Consider the following 18266-nt stretch of genomic DNA (forward strand, 5'->3'; position numbering starts at 1 on the left):
CGGAACAAGCCACGTCCCGGCGCTCTGCCGGGAGTTGCGAGGACCCATGAACCACACCTACGAGCCGCCGAGCCTGTTACCCAGTGGCGGCAGGGAGCGGACATACGCGCTGATCATCGGTGGTGTCCCCTTTCTGTTGATCCTGCTCATGGCCATCGTGCCCCATGTGGGCTCGGAGGACGGCAGCGGCTCCGGTGCCCCCTCCTTCGACGGCAACGGCGGCTATTCGGGCGGCTACTCCGGCGGATACGACCCGTCGACAGCGGACGCGCCGGCACCGGACGCCTCCACGGCGTACTACACCACCGAGCCCTCGGACCCCAGCTACGGCGCCGACGCCACGGACACGGCCCCGATCCCGACCGACACCGCGAGCGCCGCGAGCACCGAGGCGACCGACGGCACGACCGGCCCCGAGGGGACGGTCAACCGCTTCTTCGAAGCCATCAACGAGCGCGACTACCAGACCGCCTGGGACCTGGGCGGCAAGAACCTCGACGTGTCCTACACCTCCTTCGTGTCGGGCTACGCGACCACCGCACGGGACGACGTCACCGTCGACTCCGTCCAGGGCGAGGCGGTCTGGGTGCATCTCCTCGCCCAGCAGACCGACGGCACGCAGAAGTCGTACAGCGGCCGGTACACCGTGGTCGACGGGGTCATCACCGGCGCCTCCATGAGCCCCACCGGCTGAACAGAGCGGAGCGAGAAAACAATGGCGAGTGACTTCCTCACCGTGCCCGCTCCAGCGCCGGAACCGGACGGTCCGGTCCCGGGCCGTCCGGCCGCCGACGCGACGAGCAACGCCACCCGGCTGCTGTGCGCGGGCACCTACCTCGACCCCGTCTACCGGGCCGGTGTGATCCGCGAGTTGCTGACCCACCAGTACCGGGTGGTGGCGCCGTCGTACGGCTACGACGCGGTTCCCGTGCTGGCGCACGCGCTGGCGGCGCGCCGGCTCCAGCGCCTCCGGCTGGCCGTGCTCATCACGGGCGTCGTCGTCACGTTCCTTCTCATGGTCGTCGGCGCCCTGAACGGCTTCACCGCGGCGCTGGCGGTGCTCTGGCTGCTCTGGGTCACCGCGTTCCTGCGGCGGGTCGTCACCCTGCAGACGCTCTCGCGTCGGCTGACCGCCCCGACCGGCGGCGCGCGCCGGGGGAGGGGATTCGACGGGTCGTACCCCGACCACCCCGAGCTGACACCCGAACTGGTCGACAAGATCAAGCGGGAGCAGACCTCGGACGGCACGGTGATCCGCTACGGCGGCTACAAGCCGTTCGTCGGCGCGGGCAAGCAGGTGCGCCGCTGGTCCAACGCGGAACTGATGATCGGCGCGCCGGTCGGCGTGCTCGACGACCGGCCCGGCGCGGGGCACGCCGCGGCACCCGGAGCGACCGGCCAGGAGCCCAAGCGCAAGGAGGTCGTGCCCTTCACCGTCGAGGAGCTGACCGCCTACGTCGGGGACCGCATGACCGCCCGGCTGCGGGCCCAGGCACGCCCGACGCAGCGGATCGAGGGCCTCGCCGTCGAGCGCAGCACCTTCAGCACAGCCGTCACGACCCTCCGGGGTGTGGCGGAACCGACCCCCGAACAGCTCGACGGCCACTGGGACGACGTCTACGACGCGGGACGCGAGTACCTGTGCATCCGGGTGGGGTCCTGGAATCAGGAGCTGGTCACCACGGCTTTCGTGGGCTTCGACCTCAAGGGGAACACCCTGCACACCGAGTTCTACTCGTACGTGCTGGCGCCGATCGAGAAGAGCTTCCAGCTGGTGGACCGGCTTCCTGCCGCCCTGGACGAGCGAGTGCTGCTCAAGGTGGCCTGGCACACCCTGCGCGGCACGCCCCACTCCGCCCTGCGGTCGGCCGCCGCCAAGGCGGCCGGTGCCCGCGTGCTCCCGCAGCTGCCGTGGTCCAGGAACCGGATCCGGGTGCCGCAGCCGGCCGACACCAGCGAGTTCGGCCTCGGCCGCTACGCTGACGCCGTCCTGAACCGCGGGGCGGTCACCAGTGTCCGTGAGATGGCGACCAGCACCCGCTTCCACGTCTTCTTCCAGGAGACGGACACGATCAAGTACACGCAGATCGTGGAGCGCCAACTTCTGCACGTCCTGCGGGACTTCCTGTTCGAGCACAACGTCGACCTGGCGGAGCACGAGGCCCGGCAGACGAACATCCTCAACAACTACGGGCACAACAACAGCTTCGTGAACGGCGACCACAACACCACCAACTCCGGCACGCAGAACAACTTCGGCGGCTCGGCCGGCGGCAAGGGGGCGGGATCTGCATGACGCACACCTCCACGGGCGGCAACAGCAGCGACTACGGAAGCAGGAACGACTTCGGGCGCAACAACAGCTTCGTCACCGGTGACCACAACACCACCAACTCCGGCACGCAGAACCACTACGGCGGCCCTCCCGCCGCCGCCCCCGACACCCGCCCGGACCGGGAGGGCCCGTCCGCGGACCGCCGCCGCAACGTCTTCGTCGTCCACGGGCGGGACGAGGAGGTGCGCACGAAGATGTTCGACCTGCTGCGCCTGCTCGACCTGCGCCCGCTGGAGTGGGAGGACCTGGTCAGGGCCACCGGCAAGACGGCGCCCTTCCTCGGCGAGGTCGTCGCGAAGGCTCCCGAGCAGGCCCAGGCCGCGCTCGTGCTGCTCACCCCGGACGACATCGTCCAGCTGCACCCTCAGCTGCGGGGCGCGAACGAGCCGCCGTACGAGACCGAGCCGACCGGCCAGCCCCGGCCCAACGTGCTGATCGAGCTGGGCATGGTGCTGATGGCCTACCCGGAGCGCACGCTGATGGTGGAGGTCGGCGAGCTGCGCACGATCGCCGACATCGCGGGCCGCAACGTCGTCCGGTTCGACGGCTCGGAGTCAGCCCTGCGCAAGATCGCCCAACGGCTGAAGCTGGCGGGCTGCACGGTCGACGACACCCGCTCCGAATGGCTGCAGACCTGGCCGTACCGCCACCTGTCGGCGTACGGCCGCACCGGGCGGGGAGCTCCGCCGACCCGCTGAACCGCGGTACGGGCCCGGTGGTCGGTCACGGTCGGGGGACGGGCCCGTACCGCTCGGCGTCGTACCCGGGGCGCCGCCCGGGGTCAGACGTGGCGCCGGGCGCCCGCCGCCAGCCCGGCCAGGAACGCGCCGGTCTCCGGCAGGTCGATCCGCCCCAGCTCACCGGGGCGGACCACCACACGCAGCTCGCGGCAGACCCGCCGCTCCCACGAGTGCACGACGAACGACAGCAGGATCAGCCGCAGCAGGCTGTCCTCGTCGAGGTCGTGCAGCCGGGCGAGCCCCGCCCCGGTCAACGGCATGGTGAGGCACTCCAGTTGGCCGTGCCGGCGGACGGCGTCCCACAGCCGGTCCAGGCCGAGCCACAGGTCCTCCACGCCGCTGGACGCGACGCAGTCGTTGCCCATCCGGCTGTAGGCGACCGCGAAGACCAGCGCAGGCCGGGAACCGAGGACGGCGACCGTCCCGACCGGATACCGCGCCCGCTTGCCCCGCGGCTTGTCCCGTGCGCTCTCCCACGACACCGGGGCCACCCCCGTCAGCGCGGCGGCCAGCTCCGCGTCCAGCCGGCCCGAGTCCCCCGCGTAGCGACGGGCCAGCAACTGGCCCTGCACACTCCCGTCGTTGATGACTCCACCGTCGTCCACCCGGGTGTCGAAGGTGTCGGTGAACCCCACCACCAGATGGCCGGCCTGCTCGAACAGGTCACCCTCCTCGACCACCACCGTCATACCGGGGCGCCCGAACTCCTGCCGTACGGAAGCCTGCGGCCGGGCCCGGGCCAGCCCCCAGGCCAGGCACAGGGCCACCGACCCGGCCAGCACCGGCCCCGGCCGGGAGACGGTGCCCGGGAACAGCTGGCCGACGAACTGCACGACGGCCGACACCGCGCCGAAGGCCACGAGCGCGCTTCCCGCGAACACCCGCCGTCCGCGCCAGGACCGTGCGAACCGGGACCGCGCGGGCCGGATGCGTCCGGACGGACCGGTCAATCGCATGATTGCCTCCAGGACATCTTGCTACCCTGACACCATTGTTGACGGGACGTCACGCGGCGGAGGGGGCGAGGCGCGTGCAGACCCGTACCCCGCGCATACGCGTGAGCGTCCTGGGTCCGCTCCGGCTGGACGTCAACGGCGCCCCGGTACGCCTCACCCCGCTGACGGCACGGCTGCTGGTCCGCCTGGTCGCCGCCGAGGGCGAGGCCGTGACCGCGCGCCGGCTGTACCGGGACGTCTGGCAGCAGACCGTTCAGCTGCCGCACCAGGATCTGCGCAACCGCAACGAGGTGCAGAAGCGGATACTGGAGCTGCGGCGCGCGTTCGACCTCGCCGGGCCGGGGCACGGTGCCCGGATCGTGCGCACCGGACAGCTGCCGACCGCGCGCGGAGCCGAGAGCACCTACCGACTGGACCTGGACGACGGCGAACTGGACAGCCTCGAGTTCGCCCGTCTGGTGGGCGACGCGCTGCGCGCGGCACCGGCCTCGGCCGTCCGGCTGCTGGGCGACGCCCTGCGGCTCTGGTGCGGCCCGCCGCTGGCCGAGGCGCAGGGCGAGGAGTTCGCGACCGTACCGGTGCGACGGCTCACCCAGCTCAGGGAGACCGCGCTGCGGGAACTGATCGCCGGGCACACCGCGCTGGGCCGCTACGACCTCGCCCTGCCGGTGGCCGAACAGACGGCGCGGGAACGGCCCGAGGACCCCGAGGCCGCCGCCACCCTCGCCCGGCTGAACGCCCGGCTGCGCGAGCGGCACGGGGACGAACTGCTGCGCCACACCCTGCGCGGGCTGCGGGTGGACGTCGTCGTGGTGCGCGGTGACCTGTTCGACCAGGAGGACGCCAACCTGGTCATCGGGTTCTCCGACACCTTCGACACCTTCGCCGACGACGTCGTGATCAGCCGGGAGAGCGTGCAGGGCCAGCTCGTCGACCGCCTCTTCGAGGGCCGGCACCGGCTCCTGGACGACAAACTGCGCCGTGGGCTGAGGGAGTTCGTGCCGCTGGCCACGGAGAGCGTCCGGGACAAGCGGCGCGGCCGGCGCACCCGCTACCCGATCGGTACGGCGGTGGCGGTGCCCGTCGGCAAACGCCGGGTCTTCGCCCTCGCCTACTCCCGGCTCGGCAACGACCTGCGCGCCCGGTCCGCCCCGGCGGACCTCCGGGTGAGCCTGGAACGCCTGTGGCCGTCGGTCGCCCTGCACGGCCTGTTCAAACCGGTGGCCATACCGCTGATCGGCGCGGGCCTGTCCCGCCTCGTCGAACTCGACCGCACCCAGCTGCTGCTGCTGATCGTCGAGACCTTCACCCGCAGCCTCGGCCAGGACCCCGCGGTCTGCCCCGAGCTGCGCGTCGTCCTGCGCGCCGACGACCTGGAGCGTTCCGACCTGTCGGCGGTCGAGGGGTTCCTGCGCGGCGTGGACGAGCGCGGGCCGGCACTCGGGCCGACCGGTGTCGGCTGAACTGGGCATGTCTCCAGCAAAGATCGGCTCCCGCTTCCGCGGACAGCCACCGCCCGCTTCCGGAGCGCTTCCGTTCCGCTGCTGTGCGCGGCGGAGCCGTCCGTGGGCCGTGGGCCGTGCCCGTGCGGCCACTTGTCGTCATGGGGACGAGAATCGGAGGGCGCGGAAACGGCCGAGCGGAGGGTGAAGCGGGGCCTCGATGGTCAGGATGGAGGCATGGGATTCCATGTCGACTCCGAGGCCGGGCGGCTGCGCCGCGTCATCCTGCACCGGCCGGATCTTGAGCTCAAAAGGCTCACCCCCAGCAACAAGGACGCCCTGCTCTTCGACGATGTGCTCTGGGTGCGCCGGGCGCGCGCCGAGCACGACGGGTTCGCCGACGTACTGCGCGACCGCGGGGTGGTCGTCCATCTCTTCGGGGAGCTGCTCGCCGAGACCCTGGCGTTCCCCGAGGCCCGCACGCTCGTCCTGGACCGGGTCTTCGACGAGAAGGAGTACGGCCCCCTCGCCACCGACCACCTGCGCGCCGCCTTCGACCGGCTGACCCCGGAAGAGCTGGCCGAGGCCCTGGTCGGCGGCATGACCAAGCGGGAGTTCCTGGACGCCCACGCGGAACCGGCCTCCGTCCGCTTCCACGTCATGGACCTGGACGACTTCCTCCTCCGCCCGCTGCCCAACCACCTGTTCACCCGTGACACCTCGGCCTGGATCTACGACGGTGTCTCCATCAACGCCATGCGCTGGCCCGCCCGGCAGCGGGAGACCGTCCACTTCGAGGCGATCTACCGCCACCACCCGCTCTTCCGTGCGGAAACGTTCCGTGTCTGGTCCCGGGGGCAGGCCGACTACCCTTCCACGATCGAGGGCGGTGACGTCCTGGTCATCGGTGGCGGCGCTGTGCTGATCGGAATGAGTGAGCGCACCACGCCGCAGGCCGTGGAGATGCTGGCGCACAAGCTGTTCGCGGCCGGCTCCGCGCGCACCATCGTCGCGCTCGACATGCCCAAGCGGCGTGCGTTCATGCACCTCGACACGGTGATGACCATGGTCGACGGTGACACCTTCACCCAGTACGCCGGGCTCGGCATGCTCCGCTCGTACACCATCGAGCCGGGGGCCGGTGAACAGGAGCTGAAGGTCACCGACCACCCTCCGGAGCACATGCACCGGGCGATCGCCGCCGCGCTCGGCCTCGGGGAGATCCGGGTGCTGACCGCCACCCAGGACGTGCACGCCGCCGAACGCGAGCAGTGGGACGACGGCTGCAACGTCCTGGCCGTCGAACCGGGTGTCGTCGTCGCCTATGAGCGCAACTCCACCACCAACACCCACCTGCGCAAGCAGGGCATCGAGGTGATCGAGATCCCGGGCAGTGAGCTGGGCCGGGGCCGGGGCGGTCCCCGGTGCATGAGCTGTCCCGTGGAACGAGACGCTGTATAGAAATGTGAAGGATCGTATAGACTTCCAAGGTCCGCTGTAGTCGACATAGGGAGCGCCCGCCATGGCGACAGTCCCGACCGCCCTCGCCGGCCGCCACTTCCTCAAGGAGCTGGACTTCACCGAGGAGGAGTTCCGCGGCCTGGTGGAGCTGGCCGCCGAGCTGAAGGCCGCCAAGAAGGCCGGGACCGAGAACCGGTATCTGCGCGGGCGGAACATCGCGCTGATCTTCGAGAAGACCTCGACGCGCACCCGCTGCGCGTTCGAGGTCGCCGCGGCCGACCAGGGGGCCCACACGACCTGTCTCGACCCGTCCGGTTCGCAGATCGGGCACAAGGAGTCCGTGAAGGACACCGCCCGCGTGCTGGGCCGGATGTACGACGCCATCGAGTACCGCGGCGACAGTCAGGCCAAGGTCGAGGAGCTGGCCGCGTACGCGGGTGTGCCCGTCTACAACGGCCTCACCGACGACTGGCACCCCACCCAGATGCTCGCCGACGTGCTCACCATGACCGAGCACAGCGCCAAGCCGCTGCGGAAGATCACCTTCGCCTACCTCGGCGACGCCCGCTTCAACATGGGCAACTCCTACCTGGTCACCGGCGCCCTGCTCGGCATGGACGTCCGGATCGTCGCCCCGAAGTCCTACTGGCCCGACCAGGCGATCGTCGACCGCGCCCAGGCGCTCGCCGCCACGAGCGGGGCCCGCGTCACCCTCACCGAGGACGTCGCCGAAGGCGTCGCGGGCGCCGACTTCGTCGCCACCGACGTCTGGGTCTCCATGGGCGAGCCCACGCAGGTGTGGGACGAGCGGATCGCCGCCCTCAGCCCCTACGCCGTGACCATGGACGTCCTGCGCGCCACCGGCAACCCGGACGTGAAGTTCCTGCACTGCCTGCCGGCCTTCCATGACCTCGGCACCGTGGTGGGGCAGCGGATCCACGAGACACACGGCCTGCGGTCGCTGGAGGTCACGGACGAGGTCTTCGAGTCCGCCCACTCGGTCGTCTTCGACGAGGCCGAGAACCGCCTGCACACCATCAAGGCGGTGCTGGTGGCCACACTCGGCCGGGAAATCCTTGCCTGACCCGCCTCACCAGGCCGTATCCTGACCGGCGGCCCGGAACCACCCATTCCGAAGCCGTCGCCGCGCCACCACGACAGGCGCCCGCACCACCAGAAACGAGCACCACCCGCATGCCCGCTCCCCGCATCAAGTCCCCGCATCTGCTCGTCGCCGAATCAGGCGCCGACCGCGAGGGCCACGGCCTGAAGCGCACCATGGGCCTCTTCCAGCTCATCTGCTTCGGCGTCGGCGCCATCGTCGGCACCGGCATCTTCGTCGGCCTCTCCGACTCGGTCGCCCAGGCCGGCCCCGCCGTCGTCGTCTCCTTCGTCCTCGCCGCGCTCACCTGCGTCTTCACCGCCCTCTCCTTCGCCGAGCTGGGGGGCGCGATCCCGGTCTCCGGCTCCTCGTACTCCTTCGCCTACGCCGGCCTCGGCGAGTCCACCGCCTTCCTCGTCGGCTGGTGCCTGCTGCTGGAGTACGGCATCTCGATCTCGGCCGTCGCGGTCGGCTGGAGCCAGTACGTCAACGAGCTGCTGCACAGCCTCACCGGCTGGCAGCTCCCGGCCGCCCTGTCCGCGGGCCCCGGCGACGGCGGCATCGTCAACCTCCCGGCCGTGATCGTCATCGCCATGGCCTCGCTGCTGCTGGTGCGCGGGGTGCGGGAGAGCGCCCGGGCGACGGCCGCCATGGCCGCGGTGAAGCTCGTGATCCTGCTCGCCTTCTGCGTGATCGGCTACAGCGCCTTCAAGGACGGCAACCTCACCCCGTTCTCCCCGGCCGGCCTCGGCGGCATCGGCGCGGGCACCACCGCCGCGTTCTTCTCCTACATCGGCTTCGACGCGATCACCACCGCCGGTGAGGAGGCCAAGAACCCGCGCCGGGACATCCCGATCGCGATCCTGGTCTGCATGGGCCTGGTCACCCTGCTCTACTGCGCGGTCGCGCTCGCCGCGATCGGCGCCATCGGCGGCGACCAGGTCGCCGGCCGCCCCGCCGCCCTCTCCTACGTCGTCAACGAGGTCACCGGCTCCGCCGTGGGCGGCGGTGTCATCGCCTTCGGCGCGGTCGTCGCCATCGCCTCCGTGGTCCTCGCCGTGATGTACGGCCAGACCCGCATCCTGATGTCGATGTCCCGGGACGGCCTGATCCCGCGCGTCTTCGAGAAGGTGTCCCCGAAGACGTCCACGCCGGTCGCCGGCACGCTGATCGTCGCCGTCGTCTTCGCGGTCCCGGCGGCCTTCGCCTCCCTCGACGCCGTGATGAACCTGTGCACCATCGGCACGCTCGCCATCATGGCCGTCGTCAACATCACGGTGATCGCGCTGCGCCGCCGCGAGCCGGGCCTCGCCCGCAGCTTCCGGGTGCCGCTCTATCCGGTGGCCCCGCTGCTGGGCGTCGGCTTCTGCCTGTACCTGATGTACGAGACCGGCTGGCAGACCTGGCTGCAGTTCGCCGTGTTCCTCGTGGTGGGCCTGCTGGTCTACGGCGCCTACGGCCGCCGGCACTCCACGCTGGCGCGGCCGGCCGCCGAGGCCACGCCGGCCGTCGACGTCACGCCGGACGCCGTTGAGCGGGAATCACAGGCAGTCTGAACCACACCGCCTTGCCCGACGGGGTGGGGCGGTGACCGCAGGAGGAACTGAGGGCGCGGATCAGCAGCAGACCGCGCCCGCCCTCCTGCCACGGGTCCGGCTCCTCGATCACCGGCCGGGTCAGATGGCCGGGCGGCGCCGGGTCCGGGTCGTGCACCTCGACCTGGCAGCCGGTCGGCAGCAGCTCCACCACCAGCTCTATCGGGCCGCGCCCGGCGGTGTGCTCCACCGCGTTGGCCACCAGCTCGGCGGTGAGCAGCTCCGCCGTGTCGCAGTCGGCCAGGTGCTCCACCTCGGTGAGGGCCGTGCGCACCAGGGCACGCGCCACGGGCACCGCCGCTGCGGTGTGCGGCAGCGCGATGCGCCAGGAGGCCGAGTCGGCGGGGCGTTCGTGCAAGGCGAGTCCGTTCATGGAGCAGGCTGTCCTGCTTTCGACTACAGGAATGGTACGGGCCCGCCCCTCAGGGCCGTCGGCGGGCTTCGCCCGGGACCCCCTCGGCCCCGGTACCGGCGGCTTACCCCGCCCGGCCGCCCGCCTCGCCGCTCCGGGCCCCTTGTTACCGCCCTGTCGACGACCGGTGACCATGTGACCCGGACCGGCCGGCCGGGGCGGCATGTCGCGTGCCCGTGACGACAGTCACAAACAAGTGATAACTTCGTGAGGCAGAGCAACGTACGGCACGTCCCCCAAGGAGTCCGCACGTCATGAGTCCCTTCACCGGCTCGGCCGCCCGCACCGCCGACTGGGCACACCTGCGGGTGCGGCTCGACGACGGGGTCGCCACCGTCACCCTCGCCCGCCCCGAGAAACTCAACGCCCTCACCTTCGGCGCCTACGCCGACCTGCGCGACCTGCTCGCCGAACTGACCCGCGAGCGCTCGGTACGGGCCCTGGTGCTGGCCGGCGAGGGGCGCGGCTTCTGCTCGGGCGGCGACGTCGACGAGATCATCGGCGCCACGCTGTCCATGGACACCGCCCAGCTGCTCGACTTCAACCGGATGACCGGGCAGGTCGTCCGGGCGATCCGCGAATGTCCGTTCCCGGTGATCGCCGCGGTGCACGGGGTGGCGGCCGGCGCGGGGGCGGTGCTCGCCCTCGCCGCCGACTTCCGGATCGCGGACCCCTCGGCCCGCTTCGCCTTCCTCTTCACCCGGGTCGGACTGTCCGGCGGCGACATGGGCGCGGCCTATCTGCTGCCCCGGGTCGTCGGCCTCGGCCACGCGACCCGTCTGCTCATGCTCGGCGACCCGGTGCGGGCCCCCGAGGCCGAGCGCATCGGCCTGATCAGCGAGCTGACGGAGGAGGGCGGGGCCGACGAGGCCGCCCAGGCCCTGGCCCGCCGGCTGGCCGACGGCCCCGCCCTGGCCCACGCCCAGACGAAGGCCCTGCTGACCGCGGAGCTGGACATGCCCCTGGCGGCATCGGTGGAACTGGACGCCTCCACCCAGGCCCTGCTGATGAACGGCGAGGACTACGCGGAGTTCCACGCGGCCTTCACGGAGAAACGCCCGCCGAAGTGGCGGGGGAGGTGAGCTTCCATGCCGACCTCAGGAGCGCCGGAACCCGCGCGGGGGCCCACAGGGCGTCCGCAGCCGCCGCACACGAGCAGCCGGCCGCAGCGCATCGCCGTCATCGGCGGCGGCCCCGGCGGGCTGTACGCGGCCGCCCTGCTGAAGCGACTCGACCCGGCGAGGGACATCACCGTCTGGGAGCGCAACGCCCCGGACGACACCTTCGGCTTCGGAGTCGTCCTGTCGGACGAGACCCTCGGCGGCATCGAGCACGCGGACCCCGTCGTCTACGCCGCCCTGCGGCGCGACTTCGTCAGCTGGGACGACATCGACATAGTGCACCGGGGTGCCACGCACCGGTCCGGCGGCCACGGATTCGCCGCCCTCGGCCGCCGTCGCCTCCTGGAGATCCTGCACGACCGTTGTCGCTCCCTCGGCGTACGGATCGACTTCCGCACCGAGGCCCCCCACCCGGACGTCCTCTCCGCCGAGTACGACCTCGTCATCGCCGCCGACGGGGTCCACAGCACCACCCGTGGGACATACGCCCAGGTGTTCCGCCCCCAGGTGACCGAACACGGCTGCCGCTACATCTGGCTCGCCGCCGACTTCCCCTTCGACGCCTTCCGTTTCGAGATCGCCGAGACCGAGCACGGCGTGATGCAGCTGCACGGCTATCCCTATGCCCGCCCGTCCGCCGACGACCACCCCTCGACGGGGCCCGCCGGGCCACAGGACCGATCCGGCGCCTCCACCGTCATCGTGGAGATGCGCGAGGAGGTCTGGCGGGCGGCGGGGTTCGACGACATCACCCCGCGGGAATCCGTCGAGCGCTGCGCCAAGATCTTCGCCGACGCCCTGCGCGGACGCCCCCTGCGCTCCAACAACTCGGCCTGGACCAGCTTCCGCACGGTGGTCAACGACCGCTGGTCGCACGGCAACGTCGTCCTCCTCGGCGACGCCGCGCACACCGCCCACTTCTCCATCGGCTCCGGCACCAAGCTCGCCGTGGAGGACGCCCTCGCCCTGGCCGCCTGCCTCCAGGAACATCCGGACGTGCGCGAGGCGCTGGCGGCCTACGAGGAGGAGCGCAAGCCCGTCGTCGCCTCCACCCAGCGGGCCGCCCGGGCCAGCCTGGAGTGGTTCGAGAACCTGGGGCTGTACCTCGGCCAGTCGCCCCGGCAGTTCGCCTTCAACCTGCTCACCCGCAGCCGTCGCGTCACCCACGACAACCTCCGGCTGCGCGACGCCCACTTCACCGGGGCCGTGGAGCGCGAGTTCGGCTGCTCGCCCGGCACACCCCCGATGTTCACGCCGTTCCGGCTGCGCGGCCTGACCCTGCGCAACCGGGTGGTCGTGTCACCGATGGACATGTACTCCGCCACCGACGGCGTCCCCGGCGACTTCCACCTCGTCCACCTCGGCGCCCGCGCCCTCGGCGGGGCGGGCCTCGTGATGACCGAGATGGTGTGCGTCAGCGAGGAGGGCCGGATCACCCCCGGCTGCGCCGGTCTCTACACCGGCCGGCAGGCCGAGGCGTGGCGGCGTGTCACCGACTTCGTGCACCGCCAGGCGCCGGGCAGCGCGATCGGTGTACAGCTCGGCCACTCCGGCCGCAAGGGATCCACGAAGCTGATGTGGGAGGGCATGGACGAGCCGCTGGACACCAGCAACTGGCCCCTCGTCGCCGCCTCCCCGCTGCCGTACAAGCCGGCCAGCCAGGTTCCGCGCCGGCTCTCCCGCGCCCAGCTCACCGACATCCGCGAGCAGTTCGCCGCCGCCGCCTGGCGAGCCGCCCGGGCCGGCTTCGACCTGCTCGAACTGCACTGCGCCCACGGCTATCTGCTCTCCGGCTTCCTCTCCCCGCTCACCAATCTGCGCACCGACGCCTACGGCGGCTCGTTCGAGAGGCGGCTGCGGTTCCCGCTGGAGGTCTTCGACGCCGTCCGCACGGTGTGGCCGGCCGAGCGGCCGATGACCGTCCGGATCTCGGCCACGGACTGGGCGGAGGGCGGGACGACCGTCGAGGACGCCGTCGGGATCGCCCGGGCCTTCGCCGCGCACGGCGCCGACGCCATCGGCGTCTCCACCGGTCAGGTGGTGGCCGAGGAGCGGCCGGAGTTCGGGCGGTCGTACCAGACCCCGTTCGCCGACCGGATCCGCCACGAGGCCCGCATCCCGGTGATCGCGGTCGGCGCCATCTCCTCCTGGGACGACGTCAACTCGCTGATCCTCGCGGGCCGTACGGATCTGTGCGCGCTGGCCAGACCGCATCTGTACGACCCGCACTGGACCCTGCACGCGGCGGTCGAGCAGGGCTACACGGGCCCGGGGGCGGTCTGGCCCGCGCCCTACCGTGCGGGCAGCCGACGCCCGCGGACCGGGCGCACCGACGCCCCCAAGCCCCGGCTCACGCTCAGCGGCTGAGATCCACCCTCCCGGCGCCCGGGGCGGCACCGTCCGGCAGGCGGTCACAGACCCGCGAACGCCGCCCCCGCGTCCCGCAGCCGCGCGTGCAGTTCCCGGAAGACCTCCGCCGAGCGGACGCCCGGCCAGCCGGCCGGGAGCAGGTGGGTGGGCAGGCCCGGGTCGGTGTAGGGGAGATGGCGCCAGGAGTCGAGGGCGAGGAGGTAGTCGCCGTACGCCTCCTCGGGCGGGGTGTCCGGACGGTGCTGCCAGGCGTGCAGCACGGGCGCGTGCACATCGAGGAAGCGCTCGTGCTCCTTGGCGATGGCGGCGAGGTCCCACCAGCGGGCCACCGCGTCGGCCGTGGGCGCGAAGCCCAGGTGCTCGCCGCGGAAGAAGTCCACGTACGGATCGAGGCGGAGCCGGCGCAGGGTGTGCTCGGTCTCCTCGTACAGGCGGGCCGGGGCGATCCACACCCCGGGGGCCGCGGTGCCGAAGCCGAGACCCGCCAGCCGGGAGCGCAGCACATGCCGCTTCTGCCGCTCCGACTCGGGGACCGAGAACACCGCGAGCACCCAGCCCTCGTCCGCCACGGGCGCGCCGGCGTAGATGCGCCGGTCGCCGTCCTCCAGCAACTGCCGTGCCTCGGCGGAGGGTTCGTACCCTGCCGCGCCGGACTCCGTGCGGGCCGGCAGCAGCAGGCCGCGCCGCTTGAGACGGGAGACGGAGGAGCGTACGGAGGGCGCGTCCACGCCGACCGCGGCCAGCAGCCGGATCAGCTCGGCGACGGGCACCGGGCCGGGCATGTAGCGGCCGTACGCGCCGTAGAGCGTGACGATGAGGGACCTGGGGGCGTGCTGCTCGGACACGTTGATCATTTTAGGTCGTCGGCATCACTGCCGGTCACCTCCGGTGCGCAGGCGGAACCGCTGGAGCTTGCCGGTGGCCGTGCGGGGCAGCGCGTCCAGGAAGACGAACTCGCGCGGGCACTTGTAGGGCGCCAGTTCGGAGATGAGGAACGCGCGCAGCGCCTCCGGGTCGCGCCGGGCCCCGGCGCGCAGCACCGTGTAGGCCACGACCACCTGCCCGCGGACCTCGTCCGGGCGGCCGACGACCGCCGTCTCGGTGACGTCCGGATGGCGCAGCAGGGTGTCCTCCACCTCCGTGCCCGCGATGTTGTACCCGGCGGAGATGATCATGTCGTCGGCGCGAGCGACGTAGCGGAAGTAGCCGTCGGCCTCGCGGACGTAGGCGTCACCGGTGACGTTCCAGCCGCCCCGGACGTACTGCCGCTGCCGCGGATCGGCGAGGTAGCGGCAGCCGACCGGGCCGCGGACGGCCAGCAGGCCGGGCTCACCGTCGGGCACGGGCTTGCCGTCGGCGTCCTGGACGCGCGCCTGCCAGCCGGGCACCGGCACGCCCGTACTGCCGGGCCGTATGTGCTCGTCGGCGGCGGAGATGAAGATGTGCAGCAGCTCGGTCGCGCCGATGCCGTTGATGATGCGCACGCCCGTGCGGTCGTGCCAGGCCCGCCAGGTGGCCGCGGGCAGGTTCTCGCCGGCCGACACACAGCGCCGCAGGGACGAGACGTCGTGGCCGTCCAGGTCCTCCAGCATGGCGCGGTAGGCGGTCGGCGCGGTGAACAGGACCGAGACGCGGTGCTCGGTGATCGCGGGCAGCAGCTGGCGGGGTCCGGCCTGTTCGAGGAGGAGGGAGCTGGCTCCGGCCCGCATCGGGAAGATCACCAGCCCGCCGAGGCCGAAGGTGAAGCCGAGCGGGGGAGTGCCGGCGAAGACGTCGTCCTCGTGGGGGCGCAACACATGCCGTGAGAAGGTGTCGGCTGTCGCGAGCACATCCCGGTGGAAGTGCATGCACCCTTTCGGGCGACCCGTGGTGCCGGAGGTGAACGCGATCAGGGCCACGTCGTCGGCCGCGGTGTCCACTGCCGGGAAGGGTTTGTCGGGAGCCGGGCGGCGCAGCAGGTCGTCGGGTGTGTCACCGCCGTACGTCGTGATCCGCAGCCCGGGTATCCCGGCCTTCGCCAGGTCGTCCACCGCCCGGATGTCGCACAGCGCGTGGCCGACCCGGGCGATCTCGCACAGGGTGACCAGCTCGTGCGGACGCTGCTGGGCCAGCACGGTGACCGCGACGGCTCCCGCCTTCAGCACGGCCAGCCAGCAGGCGGCGAGCCAGGGGGTGGTGGGGCCGCGCAGCAGCACCCGGTTGCCCGGGACGACGCCCAGGGTGCCGGTGAGCACGTGGGCGATCCGGTCGACCCGTGCGCGCAGCTCGCCGTACGTCCAGGTGGGGCCCGCCTGGGTGTGGAACACCGGACGGGCCGGGTCGGCCCGGTCCAGGAGTTCCGCCGCACTGTTCAGCCGATCGGGGTAACGCAGCTCCGGCAGGTCGAACCGCAGCTCGGGCCACTCGTGCGGCGGGGGCAGATGGTCGCGCGCGAAGGTGTCGACATGGGCCGAGAGATGCATGGCGGTCCGCCCCCTTGCCGTGACAGACGTCCGGACGGGCTTCCTGGTGGGCTCGCGCTCCCCCAAAGGGGGGACCTCCAGCGTATCGCGTTGGTGACGGCAGTCAACTGTGCGCGATAACGTCGGAAGGGCAGGTGGGGAGGGGCCCGCCTCGAAGGCGACGGGAGGGCCGGTCCGGCCGCCCCGGAGGGAGGACGGCCGTGTCCGCATTCTCACTCGCACCGGAGCAGACCGCCTGGTGTGCCGAACTGCGCGAGCTGGCCGCCGGGCGGCTGCTCCCGCTCGCCGACCGGGGCGAGCCCGGCCGCGTCAACCGGCCGCTCCTCGCCGAACTCGGGCGACAGGGCCTGCTCGCACGTCTGTTCGACTCCGGCGCGCTGGAGCTGTGTCTGATGCGGGAGTCCCTCGCCCGGTCCTGCACCGAGGCCGAGACCGCCCTCGCCCTTCAGGGTCTGGGCGCCCATCCGGTGCACGCCCACGGCACCCCGGCCCAGCGCGAGCGCTGGCTGCCCCCGGTCGCCGACGGCAGCGCGGTCGCCGCCTTCGCGCTGAGCGAGCCCGGAGCCGGCTCGGACGCGGCGGCGCTGGCCCTCGCTGCCGAGCCCGACGGTGACGGCTGGCGGCTCACCGGCGCCAAGTGCTGGATCTCCAACGCTCCCGAGGCCGACGTCTACACCGTCTTCGCCCGCACCACGCCCGGCGCCGGCGCCCGCGGGGTGACCGCCTTCCTCGTCCCCGCCGACCGGCCAGGACTCACCGGCAGCCCCCTGGAGATGCTCTCACCGCACCCCATCGGCGCCCTGGACTTCGACGCCGTGCCCGTCACCGCCGCCGATGTGCTCGGCGAGGCCGACCGCGGCTTCGCCGTCGCCATGGGCACCCTCAACCTCTTCCGGCCCAGCGTCGGCGCCTTCGCGGTCGGCATGGCCCAGGCGGCGCTGGACGCCACCGTCGCCCACACCCGCCGGCGCGAGGCGTTCGACGGCAGGCTGATGGACCTTCAGGCCGTCTCCCACCAGGTCGCCGAGATGGCCCTGCGCACCGAGGCGGCCCGGCTGATGGTGTACGCGGCGGCCTCGGCGTACGACGCGGGAGCCGGCGACGTCCCCCGGCGCGCCGCGATGGCCAAACTGCTCGCCACCGAGACCGCGCAGTACGTCGTCGACACCGCCGTCCAGCTGCACGGCGCGCGCGCCCTGCGCCGCGGCCACCTCCTCGAACACCTCTACCGCGAGGTGCGCGCGCCCCGCATCTACGAAGGTGCCAGCGAGGTCCAACGGGGCATCATCGCCAAGGAGTTGTACGCCACGGCGCAGAAGGAGGACCGGTGAGCAGCGAGCGCGTCAACCCGCCCGGGCTGGCCCCGCCCACGGGCTTCACGCACGCCGTCGTCGCGGCCGGCTCCCGCGTGGTGTTCCTCGCCGGACAGACCGCCCTGGACACCGACGGCAAGATCGTCGGGGACACCCTGCCCGAGCAGTTCGAGAAGGCCCTCGGCAACCTCCTCACCGCCCTGCGCGCGGCCGGCGGCACCCCCGCCGACCTCGCCCGGGTCACCGTCTACGCCACGGACGTCGCCGCCTACCGCGTGCACGCGCGCGAACTCGGCCGGATCTGGCGGGATTCGGCGGGCCGCGACTATCCCGCGATGGCCGTCGTGGAGGTCGTACGGCTGTGGGACGAGCGGGCGCTGGTGGAACTGGACGGGTTCGCCGTACTGCCGTAGTCCGGCCCGGACGGGGGCATGACGCGCCACCGATGGGGTGACGGTCACGCCCGCCGGCCCGGACGGCGAGTACCAGTGGAAGCCCTCGATCCCCCGGAACCGGGAGGCGCTCCATGCCCGTACGCCCCGTCGCCGCCACGGTCCTCGGAGCCGTGGCCCTGCTGTGCACCGCCGTCGGCCCGGCCCGCGCCGACCCTGCCGAGCTCATCACCGTCGACCCCGTCGGCCGGATCGCGCCCGACGGCACGGTGACGCTCACGGGGAGCTACCGCTGCGCCGGCGGCACCGGACCGGTCCTCGTCAGCTCATCGCTCAGCCAGGGCGACTCCCGCCTCGAACAGGGTGTCGGCGGCAGCACGGCCCGGTGCGACGGCGCCGAGCACCGCTGGCAGAACTCCGGCAAGGTCTCCGCGGAGCCGGTGCGGTCGGGAGCGGCCCGGGTGCAGGCCACCCTCACGGAGCTGCGCCCCTCGGGCATCCTGTTGCTGCCGGCCTTCCACGCCGTGACCGACCAGGACATCACGCTCACCCAGGAGTGACACGC

At 72.4% G+C, this 18266-nt stretch carries 16 protein-coding genes; 12 read left to right on the forward strand and 4 right to left on the reverse strand.

Features of this window, described 5'->3' with window-relative positions:
- The first annotated feature begins 46 nt into the window (after positions 1 to 46).
- From ACIGYR_RS37565 to ACIGYR_RS37575, 3 genes are read left to right on the forward strand one after another with little or no spacing between them, the layout of a single operon-like run.
- Positions 47 to 694 carry a hypothetical protein gene (locus ACIGYR_RS37565; RefSeq protein ID WP_399608371.1) on the forward strand — a complete coding sequence of 216 codons (648 nt, stop codon included), beginning with the start codon at positions 47 to 49 and terminating at the stop codon, positions 692 to 694.
- Positions 695 to 715: 21 nt separating this feature from the next.
- Entirely contained in the window at positions 716 to 2296 is a 1581-nt protein-coding gene (locus tag ACIGYR_RS37570; protein ID WP_391847559.1) for a hypothetical protein, read from the forward strand.
- Entirely contained in the window at positions 2293 to 3033 is a 741-nt protein-coding gene (locus tag ACIGYR_RS37575; protein WP_391847560.1) for a TIR domain-containing protein, read from the forward strand. Before ACIGYR_RS37570 ends, ACIGYR_RS37575 begins: the two co-directional genes overlap by 4 nt.
- An 83-nt stretch (positions 3034 to 3116) precedes the next feature.
- Here ACIGYR_RS37575 and ACIGYR_RS37580 read toward each other — a convergent pair whose 3' ends face one another.
- Entirely contained in the window at positions 3117 to 4031 is a 915-nt protein-coding gene (locus ACIGYR_RS37580; protein WP_399608368.1) for a macro domain-containing protein, read from the reverse strand.
- Between the two features lie 74 nt (positions 4032 to 4105).
- Between ACIGYR_RS37580 and ACIGYR_RS37585 the strand changes: the two genes are divergently transcribed.
- The 4 genes from ACIGYR_RS37585 to ACIGYR_RS37600 all read left to right on the forward strand — a co-directional run bounded on the left by ACIGYR_RS37585 (position 4106) and on the right by ACIGYR_RS37600 (position 9592).
- The gene (locus ACIGYR_RS37585) at positions 4106 to 5494 is read left to right on the forward strand and encodes a macro domain-containing protein (protein ID WP_399608365.1); all 1389 of its coding nucleotides are present in this window, start codon (positions 4106 to 4108) and stop codon (positions 5492 to 5494) included.
- A gap of 216 nt (positions 5495 to 5710) precedes the next feature.
- On the forward strand, positions 5711 to 6934 hold the full coding sequence (locus ACIGYR_RS37590) for an arginine deiminase (protein WP_391847563.1): 1224 nt from the start codon (positions 5711 to 5713) through the stop codon (positions 6932 to 6934).
- Between the two features lie 61 nt (positions 6935 to 6995).
- Complete coding sequence (argF, locus tag ACIGYR_RS37595) at positions 6996 to 8018, forward strand: ornithine carbamoyltransferase (RefSeq protein ID WP_399608360.1); 1023 nt, start codon at positions 6996 to 6998, stop codon at positions 8016 to 8018.
- Positions 8019 to 8128: 110 nt separating this feature from the next.
- On the forward strand, positions 8129 to 9592 hold the full coding sequence (locus tag ACIGYR_RS37600) for an amino acid permease (RefSeq protein ID WP_399608358.1): 1464 nt from the start codon (positions 8129 to 8131) through the stop codon (positions 9590 to 9592).
- Here the strand turns inward: ACIGYR_RS37600 and ACIGYR_RS37605 are convergent.
- Positions 9552 to 10004 (reverse strand): ATP-binding protein, encoded by a 453-nt coding sequence (locus tag ACIGYR_RS37605; RefSeq protein ID WP_391847566.1) that lies wholly within the window; start codon positions 10002 to 10004, stop codon positions 9552 to 9554. The two genes, ACIGYR_RS37600 and ACIGYR_RS37605, sit on opposite strands and share 41 nt — an antisense overlap.
- Before the next feature lie 293 nt (positions 10005 to 10297).
- Here ACIGYR_RS37605 and ACIGYR_RS37610 point away from each other — a divergent pair, with 293 nt between their 5' ends.
- Positions 10298 to 11125 carry an enoyl-CoA hydratase family protein gene (locus ACIGYR_RS37610; RefSeq protein WP_391847567.1) on the forward strand — a complete coding sequence of 276 codons (828 nt, stop codon included), beginning with the start codon at positions 10298 to 10300 and terminating at the stop codon, positions 11123 to 11125.
- A gap of 6 nt (positions 11126 to 11131) precedes the next feature.
- Positions 11132 to 13531: a bifunctional salicylyl-CoA 5-hydroxylase/oxidoreductase gene (locus ACIGYR_RS37615; RefSeq protein ID WP_399608354.1), complete on the forward strand. Its 2400-nt coding sequence runs from the start codon at positions 11132 to 11134 to the stop codon at positions 13529 to 13531.
- A 44-nt stretch (positions 13532 to 13575) separates the two neighbouring features.
- Here the strand turns inward: ACIGYR_RS37615 and ACIGYR_RS37620 are convergent, their stop codons facing one another.
- Positions 13576 to 14388, reverse strand: coding sequence for a PaaX family transcriptional regulator C-terminal domain-containing protein (locus ACIGYR_RS37620; protein WP_391847569.1), 813 nt, complete (start codon positions 14386 to 14388; stop codon positions 13576 to 13578).
- Positions 14389 to 14403: 15 nt separating this feature from the next.
- Complete coding sequence (locus ACIGYR_RS37625; RefSeq protein ID WP_399608349.1) at positions 14404 to 15996, reverse strand: AMP-binding protein; 1593 nt, start codon at positions 15994 to 15996, stop codon at positions 14404 to 14406.
- Positions 15997 to 16196: 200 nt separating this feature from the next.
- Between ACIGYR_RS37625 and ACIGYR_RS37630 the strand changes: the two genes are divergently transcribed.
- The 3 genes from ACIGYR_RS37630 (at position 16197) to ACIGYR_RS37640 (ending at position 18261) form a co-directional block, all read left to right on the forward strand.
- Positions 16197 to 17327, forward strand: coding sequence for an acyl-CoA dehydrogenase family protein (locus ACIGYR_RS37630; protein WP_399608346.1), 1131 nt, complete (start codon positions 16197 to 16199; stop codon positions 17325 to 17327).
- Positions 17324 to 17722, forward strand: a complete 399-nt coding sequence (locus tag ACIGYR_RS37635; protein ID WP_391847572.1) for a RidA family protein — start codon at positions 17324 to 17326, stop codon at positions 17720 to 17722. The genes ACIGYR_RS37630 and ACIGYR_RS37635 overlap by 4 nt, the downstream gene beginning before the upstream one ends.
- 113 nt (positions 17723 to 17835) lie before the next feature.
- Complete coding sequence (locus ACIGYR_RS37640) at positions 17836 to 18261, forward strand: DUF6299 family protein (protein ID WP_399608343.1); 426 nt, start codon at positions 17836 to 17838, stop codon at positions 18259 to 18261.
- Positions 18262 to 18266: the final 5 nt, after the last annotated feature.

The organism is Streptomyces sp. NPDC053076 (assembly GCF_044546845.1).
GTDB lineage: Bacteria > Actinomycetota > Actinomycetes > Streptomycetales > Streptomycetaceae > Streptomyces.

Coding starts and splice junctions, on each gene's coding strand:
- ACIGYR_RS37565 (WP_399608371.1), top strand. CDS start 47: ATGAACCACACCTACGAGCCGCCGAGCCTGTTACCCAGTGGCGGCAGG.
- ACIGYR_RS37570 (WP_391847559.1), top strand. CDS start 716: ATGGCGAGTGACTTCCTCACCGTGCCCGCTCCAGCGCCGGAACCGGAC.
- ACIGYR_RS37575 (WP_391847560.1), top strand. CDS start 2,293: ATGACGCACACCTCCACGGGCGGCAACAGCAGCGACTACGGAAGCAGG.
- ACIGYR_RS37580 (WP_399608368.1), bottom strand. CDS start 4,031: ATGCGATTGACCGGTCCGTCCGGACGCATCCGGCCCGCGCGGTCCCGG.
- ACIGYR_RS37590 (WP_391847563.1), top strand. CDS start 5,711: ATGGGATTCCATGTCGACTCCGAGGCCGGGCGGCTGCGCCGCGTCATC.
- argF (WP_399608360.1), top strand. CDS start 6,996: ATGGCGACAGTCCCGACCGCCCTCGCCGGCCGCCACTTCCTCAAGGAG.
- ACIGYR_RS37600 (WP_399608358.1), top strand. CDS start 8,129: ATGCCCGCTCCCCGCATCAAGTCCCCGCATCTGCTCGTCGCCGAATCA.
- ACIGYR_RS37605 (WP_391847566.1), bottom strand. CDS start 10,004: ATGAACGGACTCGCCTTGCACGAACGCCCCGCCGACTCGGCCTCCTGG.
- ACIGYR_RS37610 (WP_391847567.1), top strand. CDS start 10,298: ATGAGTCCCTTCACCGGCTCGGCCGCCCGCACCGCCGACTGGGCACAC.
- ACIGYR_RS37615 (WP_399608354.1), top strand. CDS start 11,132: ATGCCGACCTCAGGAGCGCCGGAACCCGCGCGGGGGCCCACAGGGCGT.
- ACIGYR_RS37620 (WP_391847569.1), bottom strand. CDS start 14,388: ATGATCAACGTGTCCGAGCAGCACGCCCCCAGGTCCCTCATCGTCACG.
- ACIGYR_RS37625 (WP_399608349.1), bottom strand. CDS start 15,996: ATGCATCTCTCGGCCCATGTCGACACCTTCGCGCGCGACCATCTGCCC.
- ACIGYR_RS37640 (WP_399608343.1), top strand. CDS start 17,836: ATGCCCGTACGCCCCGTCGCCGCCACGGTCCTCGGAGCCGTGGCCCTG.